The 19,573-nt window shown below is 62.6% G+C and carries 21 protein-coding genes; 9 read left to right on the plus strand and 12 right to left on the minus strand.

Annotated elements, in window-relative coordinates; all coding sequences use genetic code 11:
• Positions 1 to 33: 33 nt before the first annotated feature.
• Positions 34 to 927: a LysR family transcriptional regulator gene (locus I9018_RS08000; protein WP_068585947.1), complete on the plus strand. Its 894-nt coding sequence runs from the start codon at positions 34 to 36 to the stop codon at positions 925 to 927.
• Between the two features lie 134 nt (positions 928 to 1,061).
• On the plus strand, positions 1,062 to 1,190 hold the full coding sequence (locus tag I9018_RS32705) for a PA1414 family protein (RefSeq protein WP_011059908.1): 129 nt from the start codon (positions 1,062 to 1,064) through the stop codon (positions 1,188 to 1,190).
• Between the two features lie 74 nt (positions 1,191 to 1,264).
• Here the strand turns inward: I9018_RS32705 and I9018_RS08005 are convergent, their stop codons facing one another.
• The 5 genes from I9018_RS08005 to speB form a co-directional block, all read right to left on the minus strand.
• The gene (locus I9018_RS08005) at positions 1,265 to 1,525 is read right to left on the minus strand and encodes a hypothetical protein (protein ID WP_124346069.1); all 261 of its coding nucleotides are present in this window, start codon (positions 1,523 to 1,525) and stop codon (positions 1,265 to 1,267) included.
• Positions 1,526 to 1,554: 29 nt separating this feature from the next.
• On the minus strand, positions 1,555 to 1,815 hold the full coding sequence (locus tag I9018_RS08010; protein WP_124346070.1) for an acyl carrier protein: 261 nt from the start codon (positions 1,813 to 1,815) through the stop codon (positions 1,555 to 1,557).
• A 295-nt stretch (positions 1,816 to 2,110) separates the two neighbouring features.
• A complete protein-coding gene (locus I9018_RS08015) occupies positions 2,111 to 3,490 on the minus strand; it encodes a sodium:solute symporter (protein WP_124346071.1) in 1,380 nt (459 codons plus the stop codon).
• Positions 3,491 to 3,909: 419 nt separating this feature from the next.
• The gene (locus I9018_RS08020) at positions 3,910 to 4,278 is read right to left on the minus strand and encodes a DUF4440 domain-containing protein (protein ID WP_241109159.1); all 369 of its coding nucleotides are present in this window, start codon (positions 4,276 to 4,278) and stop codon (positions 3,910 to 3,912) included.
• 10 nt (positions 4,279 to 4,288) lie between these two features.
• Positions 4,289 to 5,239, minus strand: coding sequence for an agmatinase (gene speB, locus I9018_RS08025; RefSeq protein ID WP_068585929.1), 951 nt, complete (start codon positions 5,237 to 5,239; stop codon positions 4,289 to 4,291).
• A 355-nt stretch (positions 5,240 to 5,594) separates the two neighbouring features.
• Between speB and I9018_RS08030 the strand changes: the two genes are divergently transcribed.
• Both I9018_RS08030 and I9018_RS08035 read left to right on the plus strand, forming a co-directional pair.
• Positions 5,595 to 6,488 (plus strand): LysR family transcriptional regulator, encoded by an 894-nt coding sequence (locus I9018_RS08030; protein ID WP_068585926.1) that lies wholly within the window; start codon positions 5,595 to 5,597, stop codon positions 6,486 to 6,488.
• A gap of 9 nt (positions 6,489 to 6,497) precedes the next feature.
• Positions 6,498 to 7,094 (plus strand): DTW domain-containing protein, encoded by a 597-nt coding sequence (locus I9018_RS08035; RefSeq protein ID WP_241109160.1) that lies wholly within the window; start codon positions 6,498 to 6,500, stop codon positions 7,092 to 7,094.
• A gap of 29 nt (positions 7,095 to 7,123) precedes the next feature.
• On the opposite strand, the gene I9018_RS08040 is transcribed toward I9018_RS08035, so the two are convergent.
• Both I9018_RS08040 and I9018_RS08045 read right to left on the minus strand, forming a co-directional pair.
• The gene (locus tag I9018_RS08040) at positions 7,124 to 7,519 is read right to left on the minus strand and encodes a YbaN family protein (RefSeq protein WP_124346074.1); all 396 of its coding nucleotides are present in this window, start codon (positions 7,517 to 7,519) and stop codon (positions 7,124 to 7,126) included.
• A gap of 10 nt (positions 7,520 to 7,529) precedes the next feature.
• The gene (locus I9018_RS08045; protein WP_068585918.1) at positions 7,530 to 8,117 is read right to left on the minus strand and encodes a YecA family protein; all 588 of its coding nucleotides are present in this window, start codon (positions 8,115 to 8,117) and stop codon (positions 7,530 to 7,532) included.
• Between the two features lie 356 nt (positions 8,118 to 8,473).
• Between I9018_RS08045 and recQ the strand changes: the two genes are divergently transcribed.
• Positions 8,474 to 10,600: a DNA helicase RecQ gene (gene recQ, locus I9018_RS08050; protein WP_124346075.1), complete on the plus strand. Its 2,127-nt coding sequence runs from the start codon at positions 8,474 to 8,476 to the stop codon at positions 10,598 to 10,600.
• A gap of 121 nt (positions 10,601 to 10,721) precedes the next feature.
• Positions 10,722 to 11,156, plus strand: a complete 435-nt coding sequence (locus tag I9018_RS08055; RefSeq protein ID WP_068585911.1) for a MarR family transcriptional regulator — start codon at positions 10,722 to 10,724, stop codon at positions 11,154 to 11,156.
• Positions 11,157 to 11,252: 96 nt separating this feature from the next.
• Here the strand turns inward: I9018_RS08055 and I9018_RS08060 are convergent, their stop codons facing one another.
• The gene (locus I9018_RS08060) at positions 11,253 to 13,442 is read right to left on the minus strand and encodes a patatin-like phospholipase family protein (protein WP_241109161.1); all 2,190 of its coding nucleotides are present in this window, start codon (positions 13,440 to 13,442) and stop codon (positions 11,253 to 11,255) included.
• Positions 13,443 to 13,513: 71 nt separating this feature from the next.
• Between I9018_RS08060 and I9018_RS08065 the strand changes: the two genes are divergently transcribed.
• Positions 13,514 to 13,801, plus strand: coding sequence for a SelT/SelW/SelH family protein (locus I9018_RS08065; RefSeq protein WP_068585905.1), 288 nt, complete (start codon positions 13,514 to 13,516; stop codon positions 13,799 to 13,801).
• Here I9018_RS08065 and I9018_RS08070 read toward each other — a convergent pair.
• Both I9018_RS08070 and I9018_RS08075 read right to left on the minus strand, forming a co-directional pair.
• Positions 13,795 to 14,688, minus strand: coding sequence for a DMT family transporter (locus I9018_RS08070; protein ID WP_068585902.1), 894 nt, complete (start codon positions 14,686 to 14,688; stop codon positions 13,795 to 13,797). The genes I9018_RS08065 and I9018_RS08070 overlap by 7 nt on opposite strands.
• A gap of 51 nt (positions 14,689 to 14,739) precedes the next feature.
• Positions 14,740 to 15,555 (minus strand): AraC family transcriptional regulator, encoded by an 816-nt coding sequence (locus tag I9018_RS08075; protein WP_124346076.1) that lies wholly within the window; start codon positions 15,553 to 15,555, stop codon positions 14,740 to 14,742.
• A gap of 132 nt (positions 15,556 to 15,687) precedes the next feature.
• On the opposite strand from I9018_RS08075, the gene I9018_RS08080 reads away from it, so the two are divergent.
• A complete protein-coding gene (locus I9018_RS08080; RefSeq protein WP_068585895.1) occupies positions 15,688 to 16,509 on the plus strand; it encodes a UDP-2,3-diacylglucosamine diphosphatase in 822 nt (273 codons plus the stop codon).
• Positions 16,510 to 16,566: 57 nt separating this feature from the next.
• On the opposite strand, the gene I9018_RS08085 is transcribed toward I9018_RS08080, so the two are convergent.
• Positions 16,567 to 16,878 carry a DUF962 domain-containing protein gene (locus I9018_RS08085; RefSeq protein WP_068585892.1) on the minus strand — a complete coding sequence of 104 codons (312 nt, stop codon included), beginning with the start codon at positions 16,876 to 16,878 and terminating at the stop codon, positions 16,567 to 16,569.
• 160 nt (positions 16,879 to 17,038) lie between these two features.
• Between I9018_RS08085 and I9018_RS08090 the strand changes: the two genes are divergently transcribed.
• Complete coding sequence (locus I9018_RS08090) at positions 17,039 to 18,100, plus strand: AraC family transcriptional regulator (RefSeq protein ID WP_241109162.1); 1,062 nt, start codon at positions 17,039 to 17,041, stop codon at positions 18,098 to 18,100.
• Here I9018_RS08090 and I9018_RS08095 read toward each other — a convergent pair.
• Positions 18,057 to 19,511 carry a TrkH family potassium uptake protein gene (locus I9018_RS08095; RefSeq protein ID WP_068585886.1) on the minus strand — a complete coding sequence of 485 codons (1,455 nt, stop codon included), beginning with the start codon at positions 19,509 to 19,511 and terminating at the stop codon, positions 18,057 to 18,059. The two genes, I9018_RS08090 and I9018_RS08095, sit on opposite strands and share 44 nt — an antisense overlap.
• Between the last annotated feature and the right edge of the window lie 62 nt (positions 19,512 to 19,573).

Here is a 19,573-nt window from a genome sequence, read left to right on the forward strand (position 1 = left end):
TATTGAGCAACTTGTTCAGTTTTGGAGAAGGTCATGGAGTTCAGCCAGTTGCGTATTTTCCAGGCAGTGGCCGAGGAAGGCTCCATCACCCGTGCGGCGGAACGTTTGCACCGGGTGCCATCGAATCTCTCGACCCGCCTCAAGCAACTGGAGGAGCAGTTGGGCGTCGAGTTGTTCCTGCGTGAACGCCAACGCCTGCAATTATCGCCTGCGGGCAAGGTGCTGCTGGACTACACAGCGCGTCTGTTCGCCCTGCGTGACGAGGCCCAGGCCGCAGTACAGGGCGGCCAGCCAGCCGGAGACTTCGTCCTGGGCACCATGTACAGCACCGCGGCGATCCACTTGCCCGGGTTGCTGGCACGCTATCACCGAGCCTATCCGGCAGTGAACCTGCAGGTGCAGTCCGGACCCACCGGGGAATTGCTCGAGGGCCTGTTGACTGGGCGCCTGGATGCGGCGTTGGTGGACGGACCGCTGGAACTGGCGGGGCTGGACGGCGTTGTCTTGTGCGATGAGACCCTGGTGCTGATCACCGAGATCGAGCATCCGCCGGTGCGCACGGCCCTGGATGTGGAGGGGCGAGCGGTGTTCACCTTTCGCCAGGGATGTTCCTATCGCATGCGCCTGGAGTCCTGGTTCTCCCACTACCATGCGGCCATGGGGCGGGCGATGGAGATCGAGTCCTACCAGAGCATGCTGGCCTGCGTGATTGCCGGTTCCGGCGTGGCCCTGATGGCTCGCTCCATGCTCGACAGCCTGCCGGGACGCGATCGCGTAGCGGTCCATCCCCTGGCCGAGCCGTTCACTCATTCCACCACGTGGCTGATGTGGCGCAGAGGCATGGTTGGGGCCAATCTCAATGCCTGGATCGAGTTGCAACAAGGCTCTTTCGAGGCGATGGAGCAGCCGGCGAGGGCCATGGCGTGAGTCCGTGGGCGATTGGCCATAATCCGGTAACAGTTCATTGCCATCACGGAGCGGCGCGCAGGAAAACTTAGGGCTATTATCTGCATTAAGGCGGCACAGACTTCGCCGCTCGGCACGACCCTTGAGGGGGCACTATGAAAGACAAATTGCAAAGCTGGCTGCACGACCTTGGTGTCGCACTGGGCCTGATCGAGCCACCGCTGCAACCGGTGCCGATTCCTACCGATGAAGAGCTACGGCGCCGCCAGCAACGCCGTCGTTGACCTCGATGCGGGAGCGCAGGGCAGGGATCCTGGACTGCGTTTCCCGTGTGTCGACCAAGGCCCGGCGCTTCAGGTCATTCCTCCTGTTGCCCTGACTTTTCCAGCAGCCACTCCACCAGCTCGTGGACGTTTGACAGGCTGGCCAGTATCCGCTGCTCTTCCTCCGTCGAGATGCATAACTCGAACCTGTCCTCCAGGCGCCAGAGCAGTTCTTCAATATCGCCACGTTCCAGCCCCAGGGCCTGCAAGTTGCTGCCGCCGTCCAGGCACAGGCGTTCGCCCAGCCAACTGCGGATCAATGCAAAGACCGCCCGACGGGCTTCGCCCCGGTTCATCTGCCTGGTTCCGGTGTGGTGAGCGGTCGTCACTGATGCACGGGCTGCAGATGCCGGCGCCGGGTTTTTTCCAGGATGAACTGGCTCAGCTCGCTGATGGAGTGGATCCAGTACAGGTCGTGTTCGGGGTCGAGCCGGACGTCGAACTCGCACTCCAGGCTGTGCAACAAGGCTTTCAGGTCCAGGGAGTAGGTATCGATCTGGGCCTGGCTGGGAGGGATTGGCCACTTTTGCGCCATCTGGACTTCTATGGCGTGGCTAATGCTTCGCTGGATATCGAAACGGTCCATAAACACCTCAGGGCAGGGAAGAGGTTTTTATTGTTATGACCCCGTCCAAGGGTGATGCGATAGCGCGCACAGATGCTGCCAGCGATCCATGTACTGCCCTCCTGCGGGAACAGTCGTCGCTGATTCAGAGTACAGCACAGGTTTTTTCCCGGTGAGATGACCACTCGTCCTGTCAGGGGCCTGGCGAGCGGCGTACAGGCCTTGTCGTTAGGCTCTTTTGTGCTGGTGAAAAAAAACGGATGTGGCCACCGACGCCACATCCGTCGAAGAAAACTTCAGGCAGTCGCTTTCAGGATCAGATCGCGCTGGCCAGGGACGCCGGGCGCCGGGAAGCCAGGCTGACCCCCACGAAGCTCACCAGGCCGGCCATCAGGCTGTAGTAGATCGGGGTGTTGGCATCCAGGCCGTCCTTGAACATGAACACCAGGGCGGTGATGAACCCCAGGCTCATGCTGGCGATGGCGCCGGCGGTGGTGGCGCGCTTCCAGAAGATCGCCCCGATCAGCGGGATCAGCATGCCGCCTACCAGCAGGTTGTAGGCCAGGGTCAGGGCGCTGATCACGTCGTTGACCACCAGCGCGATACCCAGCACCACGATACCGGTGAGCAGGGTGAACAGACGGTTGATCCCCAGGCTCGATTGCTTGCCGCCACGCAGCCGTGGCAGCAGGTCCTCGGTCAGGGTGGTGGAAGCGGCCAGCAGGCCGGCGCTGGCGGTGGACATCATGGCGGCCAGGGCGGCAGCGATCACCAGGCCGCGGATGCCGTCCGGCAACGAGGCCTTGACGATGGCGGCGAAGGCGTTGTTCGCGTTGTCCAGGTCCGGCAGCAGCACGTGGGCGGCCATGCCGATCAGGGCGCAGGCCAGGCCGTAGAGCACGCAGTAGAAACCCGCCAGGGTGCCGGCGTACTGGGCGACTTTCTCGGTCTTGGCGGTGAACACCCGCTGCCAGATGTCCTGGCCGATCAGGATGCCGAAGAAGTAGATCATGAAGTAGGTGATGATGGTGTCCCAGCCGATGGTGGTGAAGCTGAAGCTCGAGGCCGGCAGCTTGGCCACCAGTTCATCCCAGCCGCCGACGCGGTACAGGCAGATCGGCAGCAGCAGGAACATCAGGCCAACGGTCTTGATCACGAACTGGACGATGTCGGTCAGGGTCAGCGACCACATGCCGCCAATCGCCGAGTAGATCACCACCACTCCGCCGCCCAACAGGACCGAGAGCCAGAACGGCAGGTTGAACAGCACTTGCAGTACGGTGCCGATGGCGAGGATCGAGGTCACGCCGATCATCAGCGCGTAGGCCAGCATGATCACCGCGCTGGCCTGGCGGGCCATGGGGTTGTAGCGCTTTTCCAGGACCTGGGTCACGGTGAAGATCCGCAGCTTGAGCAGCGGCTTGGCCAACAGCAGGTTCAGGGCGATGATCCCGGCGCCGAGGGCGGCGCACAGCCAGAAGCCGGAGATGCCATGGACGTAGCCCAGGCGTACGGTGCCGACGGTGGAAGCGCCGCCCAGCACAGTGGCGGCCATGGTACCCATGTACAGGGTCGGGCCCAGGTTGCGCCCAGCCACCAGGTAGTCCTCGTGGGTCTTGGCCTTGCGCATGCCGTAGTAGCCGAGCACGAGCATGCCGACGGCATAGATGAGTACGACGAATAGATCTAGAGCCATGATGGCGTGTCTCCGATTATCTTTTTTATGTGAAACAAACAGGTCATGTGCCGCAGTGGCTGGCCTGCCACCGGGCGTGGTCAGGCGGCTTGGCGCAGGGTGCTTTGCCGGGAACGTCGGGCGCGCTTGTGGGCACGCGGAGCCTCGGGGCCGTGGGGCTCTGGCTCCGGGAAGGATCCCGGCAGAGTGCTTCCGGGGCCACCGAGCGAGGAGGGGGCGAGGGGAGGCGAAAGGCGGCGGGATGAACCGCCGATGCGTTCGGGAACCGCGCGACGGGCGCCGCCAGAAATGGCGCGCAGGCGATCGCCGGATCCCGCGTTGCGTGCGTGGCCGAGAGTCCGTTCGGCCCGGTTGGTTTCAGTGCTGCTAAGGCGTGTTTCTTTGTTGTTGTTATTCATGATCTGCTCCGATCACATTGGCTAAGGGGGTGGCAGCCCTTCCGGCATCGCGGACAAAAATTCGTGGCAGGCCAGCCATAGGCCTTCTTGTTGTTGGCGAAACCGGCAGGTTCCGCGCTCCTGGCTAAAGTGTTGCTCCCCTTGCATGCGCGGCATCGTGGCCACGTCATGAATAAACACGACGGCACCGGCTTTTAGGCCGGCGACGACGTTGCTCGCGGTGCGTTTGCGCACCGCGAAACCATCCTTGGCACGCCGCCGATCCTGCGATGCCGGCTCGGCATCACGGGGCAGCAACGGCTGGGTACGGCAGTGGCGCAAGCTGGCATCGACCGTTGGCGCCGCAGCCCATCCGGCTGCGGCGTCGAGAGCGTATTGCCGCTCGTTCATCCGCTGGTTCTCAGCGATGGGCTACGCCCGGCAGTACGCAGAGCATTTCGTAGAGCAGGTTGGCGCCCAGCAGCGAGGTGTTGCCGGTGGTGTCGTAGGGTGGCGAAACCTCCACCAGGTCGCAGCCCACCAGGTCCAGGCCCTGGCAACCACGGACGATCTCCATGGCCTGGATGGTGGTCAGGCCGCCGATTTCCGGGGTGCCGGTGCCAGGGGCCCAGGCCGGATCGATACCGTCGATGTCGAAGCTCAGGTACACCGGGCCGCCACCGACTTTCTCGCGGACTTCGGCCATCAGTGGCGCCAGGGATTTGTGCCAGCACTCTTCGGCCTGGACCACGCGAAAGCCCTGCTTGCGGCTCCAGTTGAAGTCCTCGGCGGTGTATCCCTGGGCCCTCAGGCCGATTTGCACCACGCGGTCGCAGTCCAGCAGGCCTTCTTCCACCGCGCGGCGGAAGGTCGTGCCGTGGGCGATCTTCTCGCCGAACATGTGGTCGTTGACGTCTGCGTGGGCATCGATGTGCACCAGGCCGACCTTGCCGTGTTTCTTGTGGATGGCCCGCAGGATCGGCAGGGTGATGGTGTGGTCACCGCCCAGGGTCATGGGAATGACGTTGTGCTCGAGAATGTCGTCGTAGGCTTCTTCGATGATGCGTACGGCGTCCAGCAGGTTGAAGGTGTTGATGGCCACATCGCCGATATCGGCCACGTTCAGCGAGTCGAAAGGTGCGGCGCCGGTGGCCATGTTGTAGGGACGGATCATCACCGATTCAGCGCGGATTTCCCGCGGGCCGAAACGGGTGCCGGAGCGTAGCGAGGTGCCGATGTCCAGAGGGACGCCGACGAATGCGGCGTCCAGGCCGGCAGGGCTGGGAACATGGGGAAGACGCATCATGGTGGCGATGCCGCCGAAACGCGGCATTTCGTTGCCGCCCAGTGGTTGGTGGAGATTCTTGTCCACGGGATAGGCCTCATCGTTGTTTTATTTATGGGGTCGACGGCGCAGCGGCGCCTGCTTGTCTGACCAAGTGGGCCGATTCTGCGAAATGTAGTGCGCGGAAAGAATCGCTACGAGCAAATACTTAGTTCAGAATTTTCTAAACTAATGCCAGGCGGCACGCTAGACTCGTGCCGCCTCTACTAGGCATCTGTACACAGGGTTCTCATCTCCCCTGGCTTGCCAGGGCTGGCGCAATCCGGGGTGCCCGGCTCGCTGGAAAATATGCATGAGGAGGCTCGGGGCTGTCCTTCAGCTTGTCGAAGTCTTTTTCTCGGCCACGGAACCGGTGGCTTGTCACCTGTTGCTGGAGCTTGTCATGGCTAACGCTTTACCTGATCTGAAACTATTGCGCATCTTCGTTAGCGTGGTGCGGCACCAGGGGTTCGCCAATGCCCAGCATGAACTCAACCTCTCGACATCGGCCATCAGTACCTATATGAGCCAGTTGGAGGCGTCTCTGGGGCTGGTGCTGTGCCACCGTGGTCGTGGTGGCTTCAGCCTGACCAGCAAGGGCGAATTGTTTCATCAGGAGACCCTGCGCCTGCTGGCCGAGCTGGAAGGTTTCGAACAGTACGCCGCGGCCCTCAAGGGCGAGTTGCGCGGGACCCTGAACCTGGGGGTGATCGACTCCACGGTGAGCGACAAGGCCCTGCCGTTCGCCGAGGCTATTGGTGCCTATAGCCAGGAACATCCGGCGGTGCATTTGCACCTGTCGGTGATGAGCCCCCATGAACTGCAATTAGGGGTCCAGGACAATCGCCTGGACCTGGCCATCGGTGCTTTTTCCACGCGCATGAGCGCCCTGGTGTACATGCCGCTGTATCGCGAGCAGCATTGGCTGTATTGCAGCAACCGCCATCCGTTGTACAGCGAACGGCGCATTCCCGAGCAAGTCATCACCCAGCAGCGCATGGTGGGGCGTGGCTACTGGAGCCAGGCCGAACTGGCCCGGCATGGTTTCAAGCACAGCGCCGCGACGGTGGAAAGTATGGAAGCGCAGTTGATCCTGGTGCTTTCCGGCGCCTATATCGGCTACTTGCCGGAGCATTACGCCCAGGCCTGGGCCGACAAAGGCGACCTGCGGGTGTTGTTGCCGGCGACCTTCGGCTACCAGGCGCCGTTTTCCATGATCATGCGCCGTGGTCGAGGCCGTGAGCCGTTGATCCAGACCTTTCGTGATCTGCTCAAAGCCCAGCTCAACCAGTCATAAGGAATTCCCATGTCCCGAGCACGCTGCGAGCGTTGCTTGCGCCCCAGTGGTCACTGCCTGTGCCCGCTGATCCCCGAGTTGCCCAGCCGTACCCGGGTTCTGGTACTGCAGCACCCCAGCGAGGTCGGCCATGCCTTGAATACGGCGCGGTTGGCGGCGCTGGGGCTGAACAATGCCGAATTGAGAGTGGGGGAGGTGTTCGAGGATCTGCCAGAACTGCTCGCTCGTCCCGGTTATCGGGCGCACTTGCTGTTCCCGGCGGACGATGCCCAGCCACTGCAACCCTATGGGATGGCGGATGAGCCGTTGTTGCTGGTGGTGCCCGATGGGACCTGGCGCAAGGCGCGCAAGCTACTGCACCTCAATCCGCTGCTGGCAGCCTTGCCCAGGGTCACGCTGGAGGCCGCATCACCTTCGCGCTATCGCTTGCGCAAGGCTCCGGGGCCCGGTGCCTTGTCGACCCTGGAGGCCATAGTCCAGGCCCTCGAGGTCCTTGAGGCCCCCGCGTCGTTCGAGCCACTGCTGCGTCCATTCGAGTCCCTGATCGAAGGGCAGATTGCGGCCATGGGTGCCGAAACCTATCAGCGCAACCACCTCAAGCCCTGAGTTAAGGCGAGGTATGCCAGGCCCGGATTTCAGGGGCGATGCAGGGTTTTCTGGCGCAGGATATAGATGCTCACCAGGATTGCGCTGGCAAGCATGAAGCCTCGCGCCCAGGGCAACGGTACCAGGTAGCAGGACAGGCCAATGCTCAACCACATCAGGCCGATCGCATAGGCCTTGCCCTTGAGTGGGATGCCATTGCCGTCCAGGTAGTCTCTGATCCACGGGCCCAGGCGTGGATGCTGAACCAGCCAGCGATAGAAACGTGGGGAGCTACGGGCAAAGCAGGCCGCCGCGAGCAACAGGAAGGGGGTGGTGGGTAAAACCGGAAGGAAGATGCCGAGTACCCCCAGCGCCACGCTCAACCAACCGATGGTCAGTAGAACGTAGCGCAGCAGCAGGGGGCGTTGGCCTATGGGCTTGGCCATAGGCGAAGACTCAATGGTGACGGGGCTTGAGCAGTGCCGGCTTTTCATCAGGGGCGTTGCACAGCAGGTACAACGCTGTCAGGGCCTCGGGGATCTGCACGATCATGTCGTCCATCAGGTTGGCATCGCTGGCGATATCGGAGAACTCGGGCTGTTCGTCGAACAAGCCGGAGCCCACCATGATCGGCAGGAGCATCTCGCTGACTTCTTCCTCGGCGGTTTCGAACCAGGCCGCTTCACGCAGGAATACGCCTTCCATGAAGCCGATGCACCAGCCGCGCAGGTCGGAGTCGTCCGGGTCGTCGCCCAGGTCGAGATCGCAGGGCAGCTCGAACTCCTCGTCGGAGGCCAGCTGGCGTGCGATATGTGCCTTGAGGGCCAATAGGGTCGACTCGATCGCCTCGCGTTCGGCGTCATCGCGATAGTGCGGTTCCTCGGCGAACAGGGTGTCGATCCACTCGCGCTCGGGAACGCTTTCCGAACAGATCGACAGCGCGGTCAGGTAGCCATGAGCGGCCACGTAGTCCAGCGCCTCGTCGTGCAGATCATCTGCGTCGAGGAAGACTTGCAGGCGGGTTAGTTGCTCAGCGAAGGACATTGACGGCTACCTTGGGGAATAAACGATGCTGAATTCTAGGCTTTCTTGAGCGCTCAGGCCAGCTACGTGGCAGATTCGAGCGGTTCTAAAGGTTACCAGCGGTCCATTGCAGTCGCCCTCTGTGGCGGAGGGCTCGGGTATACTCGCGCGTTTTGTGATGCCTGGCAGGCTGGCGACGGGACCAGACACGTCCGCTAACGCAAATGCCGATGAGCCCCGTCGGCATTTCGGTCAACCTGCAGGGCAGGGGGTGTACCGGTCCGATGACGAACAGCGTCGTCGGGCCCAGGTGGACTGGCCGGGCGATCGACCGCTGGCAGCGACCCTGGTGATTTCAGCAATTTTTGGAGTTCTTCATGCTCGAACAGGCTCAGCGCGTCCTCAAGGACATCTTTGGCTACGACAGTTTCCGTGGTCGCCAGGGTGCGATCATTGAGCGCGTGGCCAGTGGTGGCGATGCCTTGGTGCTGATGCCCACCGGGGGCGGCAAGTCCCTGTGCTTCCAGGTGCCGGCGCTGTTGCGTGATGGCCTGGCGGTGGTGGTATCGCCGCTGATCGCGCTGATGGATGACCAGGTGGCCACGCTGGAGGAGCTGGGAGTCGCGGCGGCGGCCTTGAACTCCACCTTGAGTCCCGAGCAACAGCGTGATCTGGCCGTGCGTATCCGCCGTGGCGAAGTGAAGATGCTCTACCTGGCTCCAGAGCGCCTGGTCCAGCCACGGATGCTGGCTTTCCTGCAAAGCCTGGAGATTGCCCTGTTCGCCATCGATGAGGCCCATTGCGTTTCTCAGTGGGGGCATGACTTTCGCCCGGAGTACCTGCAACTGGGGCAGTTGGCGCAGATGTTCCCGAATGTTCCGCGTATTGCCCTGACGGCCACCGCCGACAAGCGCACCCGAGAAGAGATCGTCAACCGCCTGCACCTGGAGAATGCCGAGCGCTTCCTCTCCAGCTTCGACCGCCCGAACATTTTCTATCGCATCGTCCCCAAGGAGCAGCCGCGCAAGCAATTGCAGGCGTTCCTCAACGAGCGCCGCAGCGATGCAGGGATCGTCTACTGCCTGTCACGCAAGAAGGTCGATGAGGTGGCGGCGTTCCTCTGTGAGCAGGGTTTTACCGCCTTGCCCTATCACGCGGGGCTGCCCAGCGAGCTGCGTGCCTATCACCAGAAGCGCTTCCTCAATGAAGAGGGGCTGATCATGGTGGCGACCATCGCTTTCGGCATGGGTATCGACAAGCCCAACGTACGTTTTGTCGCCCATATGGATCTGCCCAAGTCCCTGGAGGCGTACTACCAGGAAACCGGTCGTGCCGGCCGTGACGGCCTGCCAGCAGATGCCTGGATGGCGTATGGGCTGCAGGACGTGCTGATGCTCAAGCAGATGTTGCAGAACTCCGAAGGGGATGAGCGTCACAAGCGCCTCGAACAGCACAAGCTCGATGCGATGCTGGCGCTCTGCGAGGAGACCCGTTGTCGGCGCCAGACGCTGCTGGCCTATTTCGATGAGGAGATGCCGCAGCCTTGCGGTCATTGCGACAACTGCGTCGATGGAGTGCAGACCTGGGATGCCACCGAGCCGGCGCGCCAGGCGCTATCGACGATCTACCGTACCGGCCAGCGCTATGGTGTCGGTCACCTGGTGGATGTGTTGCTGGGCAAGGATACGGAAAAGGTCCGCAGTTTCGGCCATCAGCACTTGTCGGTGTTCGGCGTTGGCAAGGCTCGCAGCGAAGGCGAATGGCGCTCGCTGTTCCGTCAACTGGTCGCCCGCGGGTTGGCGGATATCGACCTTGAGGGGTATGGCGGCCTGCGCTTGAGCGACAGCTGTCGTCCCTTGCTCAAGGGGGAGGTCACGCTGGAGCTGCGTCGGGACCTCAAGCCTCAAAGCGCGGCCAAGAGCAGCACCAGCCAGGCCAGCCAGCTGGTACGGGGAGAGGAGCGCGAGCAATGGGAGTCGTTGCGGGCGTTGCGCCGCAAGCTGGCGGAAGAGCATGGCGTCCCGCCTTATGTCATCTTCCCCGACTCGACCTTGCTGGAGATGCTTCGCAGCCAGCCGGGCTCCATGGCCGAGATGGCTCGGGTCAGTGGCGTCGGTGCGCGCAAGCTGGAGCGTTATGGCGCCGCGTTCCTCGAAGTGCTGGGCGGCGCTGTGCAGGCGCCGAAAGTGGTCGCCGATCTGCGCCACGAGCTGATCACCCTGGCCCGCGCCGGAATGACTCCAATGCAGATTGCCGGCCAGTTGCAGTGCACGGAGAAGAACGTCTACACCCTGCTGGCCGAGGCGATCGGCAAGCAGCAACTGTCTCTGGAGCAGGCACTGGACCTGCCCGAAGATCTGCTGGGGGAAATCCAGGATGCGTTCCTTGATGGCGAGGGCGAATTGCCGCCCGTGAGCGAAGTGAGCGAGTTGTTCGCCGGCCGGGTACCTGAAGGTGTGCTGTATTGCGTACGTGCCGCCCTGCAGTCGGAGTTCGAGATCTAGATGGGGTGCGTCAATGTTGTAACGATTCAGTGCCTTACGGGCCTTGCCTCTTGGCAAGGGTCATGCTTAGCTGACTAATAATTAGTTTTCCCTTTATTTTCAGCCTGATCATGAGTGTTTTATGCCGTTGACCGATGAACACCGTTTTGGCATGCAACTGGCGCAGATGTCCCGCGGCTGGCGTGCTGAACTGGACCGCCGCCTGGCTGGCCTGGGCTTGTCCCAGGCTCGCTGGTTGGTGTTGCTGCACCTGGCCCGTTTCGAAGAGGCGCCGACCCAGCGTGAGCTGGCACAAAGCGTCGGTGTGGAAGGGCCGACCCTGGCTCGCCTGCTCGATAGCCTGGAAACCCAGGGCCTGGTCCAGCGCCAGTCAGTGGTGGAGGATCGCCGGGCGAAGAAGATCGTCCTTTGTCCCTCGGCCCGGCCCTTGATCGAGCAGATCGAAACCATCGCCACAGCCTTGCGCCACGAACTGTTCATTGGCGTCGATGAAGAAGACATGCGGGTTTGCATGCGCGTCCACGGACGTATCCTGGCCAATCTGGAAAAATCCTGAGGCTTTCCCGGGGTCTCCTGGCCCCGGTGCACCTCGTCTCCCTTACCCGATCCCGCCCAAGGCCCGCCGTGCCTCTGGGGCCTTCGTGCCTATCCGTCAAAAAGACTGGCCAAGGTTCAGCGACAGGGCCTTCTGGTTTTCGTCGTTGATGCCATAGCTGAAATTCAAAGGGCCTAGTGGGGTGTCGAAGCCGAGGAAAATACTCGCTGCATTGATGTAGCCGCTGTCGAAGGCATTGTCATTGTTCCAGGCCCGGCCTCGTTCCAGGGAGCCGCCCAGGTACAGCGGGAAGTCCAGTGGCAGGTAGGAGCGCGGGGTCAGGCGGCGGAAGTACACGGCACGGGCCAGGCTGATGTTTTGCCCGGACAGGGCGTCCTGGCGAAAGCCCGACAATTGCCGTGCCCCGCCAAGCAGGAAGCTGGATGTCACCACGTCGGCATTGTCCAGGGTCCGGCCATAGCGACCGCCGAGGATAAAGGTGTTGGGGCCGCTGCTCAGGGCCTTGTCCAGCTTGAACTCCCATTGCCGGTAGTGTTTGTCCGAACCCAGCCCAGGTTCGAACTGGCGCAGGGTCAGGTGGATGTCTTCACCCGAATGCGGGAAATAGACGTTATCCAGGGAGTCGAAGGAGTACTGCAACTGGTAGTAGCCTTCGTTGAAGCTCCTCTTGGGCAGGTTCTGGTCGCCGATGCGTACATCGGCATTGCCCCAGGCTTCGCCGACACCCAAGCGCACCTCGCCACTGTTGCCGATCTGACGACCCAGGTTGAGGCCCAGGCCGTAGCGTTCCACCCGGTACTCGGCGATCGGGTCGTTATCCAGAGTCGCTTCGACATTCTGCGACTCGACACCGACGAAGGGGGCGACGAAGTAGCGCGATCCTGCGTCCAGTGGCTGGTAGAACTCGCTGTACAGCTCTTGTTTGTCACCGATCTGTGCCCGTGTCAGCCATTCAGCACCCAGGCTGTTGATGCCGTTCATACGATAACTGGCGCCGATATTGAAGGCGCTGTCGCCGCGCATGTCATCGGACAGGCTCAACCCCAACCGCAGGTAGTCGGTACCGCTGCGTTTGCCTCGGGCGCTGATCACCAGGGTGTTGTCCTGGCCTTTGTGGATCACCCGGTATTGCACCTGCTCGAAGAAATCCAGGCCATACAAGGTGCCCATGTCGGTTTCCAGGCGTCCCAGGTCCAGGGGCTCGCCGATGTGCTGGCGGATGTAGTAGAGGATCACGTCATCAGCGACCTTGGAGTCGTTCTCCACCTTGATCTGGCTGATGATCGGCGTGCGCTGGCTGGGCTGGCGTGCCGCGTTGAGTTGCGCATCCTGGGGATTGGTCGGGCGCAGCCTGGCCAGGCGCGTATCGAGGACCCGGGCGGCCCGGTAGCCGGCGTCGATCATTTCCTGGGCGCGGCCGAAGTCGGTGACGCCGAACCCCGACAACGCTGGCTGGACCAGTACATCGTCGTCATGCAACGCCGCCAGCTGTTCTTCCGAGTTGCGCCGGGTCATCAGCGTGATGGACTGGTTCAGCACATCGATAACGGTGTTCAACTGCTTGCGTGAGCGCAACGGCGTGCCGATATCCACCACGATGGCGATGTCCACGCCCATGTCCCGCGCGACATCCAGGGGAATGTTGTCGGTCATGCCACCGTCCACCAAGAGCCGGCCATCGATCTCCACTGGAGCGAACACGGCCGGAATCGACATGCTGGCACGGATTACCTGGGGCAAGTGGCCCTTGCGGAACACCACCTTCTCTCCGCTGGAGATATCGGTAGCCACCGCCCGGAATGGAATCGGCAGCTTGTCGAAGTCGCGGGTGTCGCTGGCGTGGGCGAGCTTGCTTTCCAGCAGCAGGGCCAGGTTCTGGCCCTGGATCACCCCCAGGGGCAGCCCCAGGCTGCCGTCGTCGCGGAAACTGAGCTTTTGCTTGACCAGGAAATCCCGGTCATCCTGCTTGCGCCGGAAGGGCACGTCCTCCCGGGGTGGGGCGTCGGACAGGGCCTGTTTCCAGTCGATTTCCAGGGCCAGTTTCTCCAGCTCGTCGATCCTGTAGCCGGAAGCGTAGAGCCCACCGATCACCGCACCCATGCTGGTGCCGGCAATCGCATCGACACGGATGCCTTGCTCCTCCAGAGCCTTGAGCACCCCGATATGGGCCAGGCCGCGGGCGGCCCCGCCAGACAGCACCAGGCCCACTTTCGGGCGTTGCATTGACGCGGACTGGGCGAACAACGGCAGCAGGCAGAGCAGCAGGCAGGACAGCAGGCGCAGCATCACGGATCTCGGGGCGGGTGATAAAGCCGGCTATTATAGCGACGCCCTCGAACTCAGGACCCCGTCGTACCATGACTGAACGTAAACCCGAAGTGGTCATCACCTATTGCACCCAATGCCAGTGGCTGCTTCGAGCAGCCTGGCTGGCCCAGGAATTGTTGAGCACCTTCAGTGACGACCTGGGCAGGGTTTCCCTGGAGCCCGCCACCGGCGGGACCTTCCGCATTCTCTGCGATGGGGTGCAGATCTGGGAGCGCAAGGCCGACGGCGGCTTTCCTGAAGCCAAGGTGCTCAAGCAGCGGGTGCGCGATTGCATCGACCCCGAGCGCGACCTGGGCCATAACGATCGTACTCAGTGAGAGCCCGATGCTGCCGGCGCCGCCTGGCCACCTGAGCCGGCGGACAAGCGACTCGAAACAACGATGGCGACAATGATCAGCGCGCCACCGAGCAGCATGCGTAGGGTCGGGGTCTCGCTGAATAGCAACCAGGCCACGGTAATCCCGTAGACCGGCTCCAGGGCGAATACCACGGCCGCCGTGCGGGCCTTGATCACTGCCAGGCTGGCCACGAACAGGCTATGGGCCAGGCCGGTGCAGAAGATCCCCAGCAGGCTGATCCACAGCCAGTCCATGGCTCGGACCTGGCCAAGCTCCGGCGCCGCCACCGGCAGCAGGCACAGGCCGACCACCAGGTTCTGGCACAACGCCGCCTGCACGGCAGGAACCCGCCCGGAGCTGGCGCGATTGTTCAGTGACAACAGGGCGAACAGCAGCCCCGAACCCATTGCCCAGAGCAGGCCCGAGGTCGCTTGGCTGGCCAGGTCGAAGTCCGGGGTGACCAGCACCAGCCCGATGCTGACCAGGGCCACCAGCAGCACTTCGTTGAAACGGATCCGCTCGCGGAAGATCAGGCCTTCGAGAATCACGGTGAAGGCCGGGAAGCTGGCAAAGCCCAGCGTGGCGATGGCCACCCCGGCGACCTTGACCGCAATGAAGAAGCTCACCCAATGGCCGGCCAGCAGCAGGCCGCTGAGCAGCAGGCGCTGGTAGTCGCCAGTGCTGAGTTTTTGCCAGGGAGTCTGGCTGGCCAGGCGGGCGAAGAAGGCCAGGGCGAGTACGGCAAAGGCCGCGCGACCGAAGACAATGACTGCCGGCGAAGCCACGGCGAGTTTGCCGAGCACTCCGGTCAGGCCGAACATCAGTGCGCCGATATGCAGGGCGCCAAGGGCGGTGCGAGGAGTCATTTTTTTCCTTGAACACTGGTCGGGCCGGATTGGCCCTGGACGACAACGAGATCAGTCTACGGTGGAGCCGATGGCGTCGTCTGTCGTGATCCTGGCGTGTTTTGTCGTGGAACTCGCGTGGGCCCCCTGCCTGAGCTGGCGTGGCGAGTGGCCGAACTCGCGCAGTATCGCTGCACCAAAGGCGCTCTGGGAGCTGTAGCCCACGCGGCTGGCGATTTCGCCAATGGGCAGCGTTGAGCCGCGCAAGAGTTCCAGGGCCATCTGCAGGCGTCGTTGACGCACATAGTCCATGGGGCTGCGTCCGCATTCGGCGATGAAGCGTGCATGCAGACGGGCACCTGACAGGCCGGCGATCCGAGCCAGGTCCGCCACCTGCAGCGGGTAGGCGGCGTGGCGGTCGATATGCGCGTTCAAGGCAGAGTAGGGCAGGCGGCGCTGGCCTGGCAGGCCGTCGCCAGCCTGGTTGAGGCTGGCCAACAGCAGCACTGCGCCTTGCTGGGCGATCAGCGGATCGTCCACCGGGCAGTCCGCCAGCCAGTTGACCAGGCGGCTCTGGTTCGGCGCCAGGACTCGGCGTTGGGCGTTATCCAGCAAGCGGCGGCTAGCTTGCGCATGTTCCCCCAGGTGTTGCCCAACCCATTGTTCTCCGGGGATATCCAGCACCAGGCAACGGCTGCCTCCCGGGCTGCCACAGACGTGTCGGGCTCCTGCCGGTACCACCACGAAGCTCTGTTGCTGCACCAGGCTGCCGTGGCCTTCGACTTCGAAATCAAGCTGGCCCGAGAGGCCGAACACCAGCTGCGCATGCTCGTGGCTGTGGGCGATCAGATCGTGGCTGTAGTGGCGCAGGGTGAGGATAGATCCCATCGCGGTCTCCTTGGCAGATCGGCAGTCTACACCGGCCATCGGCTGTTTCGCCTTGTCATCGCACTGCCGTATATCTGTCATGGGCTATTAATCGCTGGGGAGCAAGCTCGCAAAAAATCCCGGAGAGCGTCCATGTCCCATGCCGAACTCGCCAAGCCCAGCCGCAAGCAGCGGGTGCGGACCCTATGGATTTCAGATGTGCACCTGGGCACCCGGGATTGCCAGGCCGAGCATCTGGCACGGTTTCTCAAGAGCTATCACGCGGATCGTATCTACCTGGTGGGCGACATCATCGATGGTTGGAAAATGCGCGGCGGCATGTATTGGCCCCAGGCCCATACCAATGTGATCCGGCGTTTGCTGACCATGAGCAAGCGCGGTACCGAGGTGATCTACGTCACCGGCAACCACGATGAATTCCTGCGGCGTTACTCCAAACTGATCCTGGGCAACATCCAACTGGTGGACGAGGCGGTGCATGTCACCGCAGACGGGCGTCACCTGCTGGTGATACACGGCGACCAGTTCGACGTCATCACTCGCTATCACCGTTGGCTGGCCTTTCTGGGGGATTCGGCCTATGAATTCACCCTGACCCTGAACCGCTGGCTCAATCATTGGCGGGCACGCTATGGCTACGGCTACTGGTCGCTGTCGGCCTACCTCAAGCACAAGGTGAAGACCGCGGTGAGCTTCATCAGCGACTTCGAGGAAGCCATCGCCCACGAGTGCATCAAGCGTGAGTTGCATGGCGTGGTCTGCGGGCATATCCATCATGCCGAGATCCGCAAGGTCGGTGAGGTGGAGTACCTCAACTGCGGGGATTGGGTAGAGTCCTGTACCGCCTTGATCGAGCACTGGGACGGTACCATCGAACTCTATCGCCTGGCCGAAGCCCAGGCCCGCGAGGCCCAGCTCAAGGCCGAGCGGACGAAGCTGGCAGAGCCGGCCTGAACGCCAGTTCAGGGCAGCGAACCGCCGCAGTCCCCCTGCGGCGGTTGCTCGGTTCGGTTAGAACGGCACCTTGCCGAGGATCATGTCGCGGTACATGACGAAGTCGCCCAGCAGGCTGTACAGCGGGTGCTGAAAGGTCGCGGGACGGTTTTTCTCGAAGAAGAAGTGCCCGACCCAGGCAAAGCCATAGCCGGCTATCGGCAGGGCCAGCAGCATCGGCCAGGCGCCTTTGCCAATGCTGAAGGCGAGCAGGAAGATCACCAGGCTGGTGCCAATGAAGTGCAAGCGACGGCAGGTACTGTTGCTATGCTCGCTTAGATAATAGGGATAGAACTCGGCGAAGCTGTGGAACTGGCGGACGTTTTCCATGGCTGCGGTCTCTGTGCTTGTTGTTATGCCGGCGGGCGTTCCATGAGGAGTCTATTGGAGTCTAGAGTTCCTGGTGGCGCGGGCCAGTGACAATAGGCGCCACTTTAGTATCCTTGGGAAATCGTTTTTTACCTGCTACTCATCATATAAGAGCTCCGCCATGAGCGAACGAACGACATCTGCGAGCTGGGCCTTGGGAATAGTCAAAGCCCTGGAAATGGATGGCCTGGATTGTCGTGTCTTGTTCAAGCAGTTGGGGCTCGACTATGAGGCCCTGGCAGACCCGGATGCACGCTTTACCCAGGACTCGATGACTCGGCTATGGCAGCGGGCGGTAGAGCTGTCCGGCAACCCCGCGATCGGCCTGAACATGGGCAAGGTGGTGCGCCCGGCGTCTTTTCATGTGGCTGGTTATGCCTTGATGTCGAGCCGGACCCTGGCCGAGGGGTTCGAGCGGCTGGTGCGTTATCAGCGGATAATCGCCGAAAGCGCCGATCTGAGTTTCCGGCTCCTGCCTGAGGGCTATGCGCTGATCCTTACCGTCCATGGCGACCACCTGCCTCCGACCCGGCAAAGCTGCGAGGCTTCCCTGGCCTGTGCCCTGGCCCTGTGTGGCTGGCTGACAGGGCGCGCCTTGCAACCTCGCCAGGTGCTGTTGCAAGGCGAGCAGCCGGAGAACGTCCAGCCCTACAAGGACATGTTCCATGCCCCGCTGGTATTTGCCGCGCCCTTCGATGCGCTGATTTTCGAGCGGGCCGACATGGAAGCACCGTTGCCCACGGCCAACGAGGCCATGGCCCTGTTGCACGATCGGTTCGCCGGTGAATACCTGGCCCGCTTCTCTGAAAGCCGCGTGACCCACAAGGCGCGGCAGGTGCTATGCCGACTGCTGCCCCAGGGGGAACCCAAGCGTGAGCGAGTGGCGCAGACGCTGCACTTGTCCCAGCGCACCCTGCAACGTCGCTTGCAGGAGGAGGGCACCAGTTTCCAGGCGCTGCTTGACGACACTCGCCGGGAGCTGGCCGAGCAGTACCTGGCGCAGCCGAATATGACCTTGCTGGAGATCGCCTACCTGCTGGGGTTCGCCGATCCGAGCAATTTCTTCCGGGCTTTCCGTCGCTGGTTCGATGTCACGCCCGGCGAGTACCGGGCGCGATTGGCGCAGCTGCCGGTCTCGATCAATGACGCCAGAACGCCGGAATACACAACACGAACACCGTGATGATCTCCAGCCGGCCCAGGAGCATGCCCAGGGACAGGATCCACTTGGCGGCATCCGGCAGGGTGGAGAAATTGCCCGCCGGGCCGATGGTTTCGCCAAGGCCCGGGCCCACGCCGGATACGGTGCTGGCGGCACCGGTCAGGGCGGTCATCCAGTCCAGGCCCAGCAGCGACAGGGCCAGGGCGATCATGCAGATGGTAATGGCGAAGAAGAACGAGAAGGTCAGGATCGAACGGACGATTTCCTCGTCCAGGCGATGACCGTTGTACTTCTGCTTGATCACCGCCCGTGGGTGGATCAACTGGTTGAGGTTGGCCTTGAGCAGGATGTAGGCCACCTGGAAGCGGAAAATCTTGATCCCGCCGGCGGTGGAGCCCGAGCAGCCACCGACGAAGCCCAGGTAGAAGAACAGCATCAGCGAGAAGTTGCCCCACAGGCTGTAGTCACCCAGGGCAAAGCCGGTGGTGGTGACCACCGAGGTCACGTTCAGTGCCACGTGGCGCAGGGCATCGAGCCAATGCAGGTTGGTGGTCCACCAGTACCAGGTGCCGAGGACCAGCCAGGTCACCAGGAGCATGCCCAGCAAACCCTGGACTTGCTGGTCCTTGATCAGCGCCCGGCGATTGCCACGCAAAGTGGCCACGTACAGGGTGAAGGGCAGGCTGCCGAGGATCATCACTAGCACGGCCACCCAGTGCACCGCCGGTTGCTTCCAGTGCGCCAGGGACTCGTCGGAGGTCGAGAAACCACCTGTGGAAATGGCCGACATGGCGTGATTGATGGCGTCGAATACGCTCATCCCGGCCCACCAGAAAGCCAGGCTGCCAACGATGGTGATGCCGACATAGGTGGCGACGATCAACCGGGCCACCATGTGCGAGCGCGGCATGACCTTTTCCGAGCGATCCGAGGACTCGGTCTGGAACAGTCGCATGCCACCGATGCGCAGCAGCGGCAGGATCGCCACCGCCATGCCGATGAAGCCGATGCCACCGAGCCAGTGCAGCAGCGAGCGCCAGATCAGGATGCCCGGGGACATGTCGTCCAGCCCACTGAGCACGGTGGAGCCGGTGGCAGTGATGCCCGACATGCTCTCGAAGAACGAGTCGGTGTAGCTGATGTGCTGGGTCAGCAGGAACGGCAGGGCGGCGAAGATGCACACCACCACCCAACTGGACACGGTCAGCAGGTACATGTCCCGGGGGCGCAGGTGAACATGCTCGGGACGCCCGGGAATCACCAGGGCCAGGCCGGCGATGAAGGTGATCATGCTGGCCCAGAGGAACGACGGCAGGTCGCCGGTTCGTTCGAAGATCACCAGCGTTGCCATCGGCACGACCATGGCGATGGCCAGGGTGATGAGGAAGATGCCGATAATGAAACCAATGATCCTGAGGGTCGGCAACGCCATGTGTTCGGCTCGGGCTGGAGGGGAAAGGCGCTCATTCTACCTGCGGGGCAGGGCATGTAAAC

Source organism: Pseudomonas sp. MPFS (assembly GCF_022537035.1).
Classification (GTDB): Bacteria; Pseudomonadota; Gammaproteobacteria; order Pseudomonadales; family Pseudomonadaceae; genus Aquipseudomonas; species Aquipseudomonas sessilinigenes.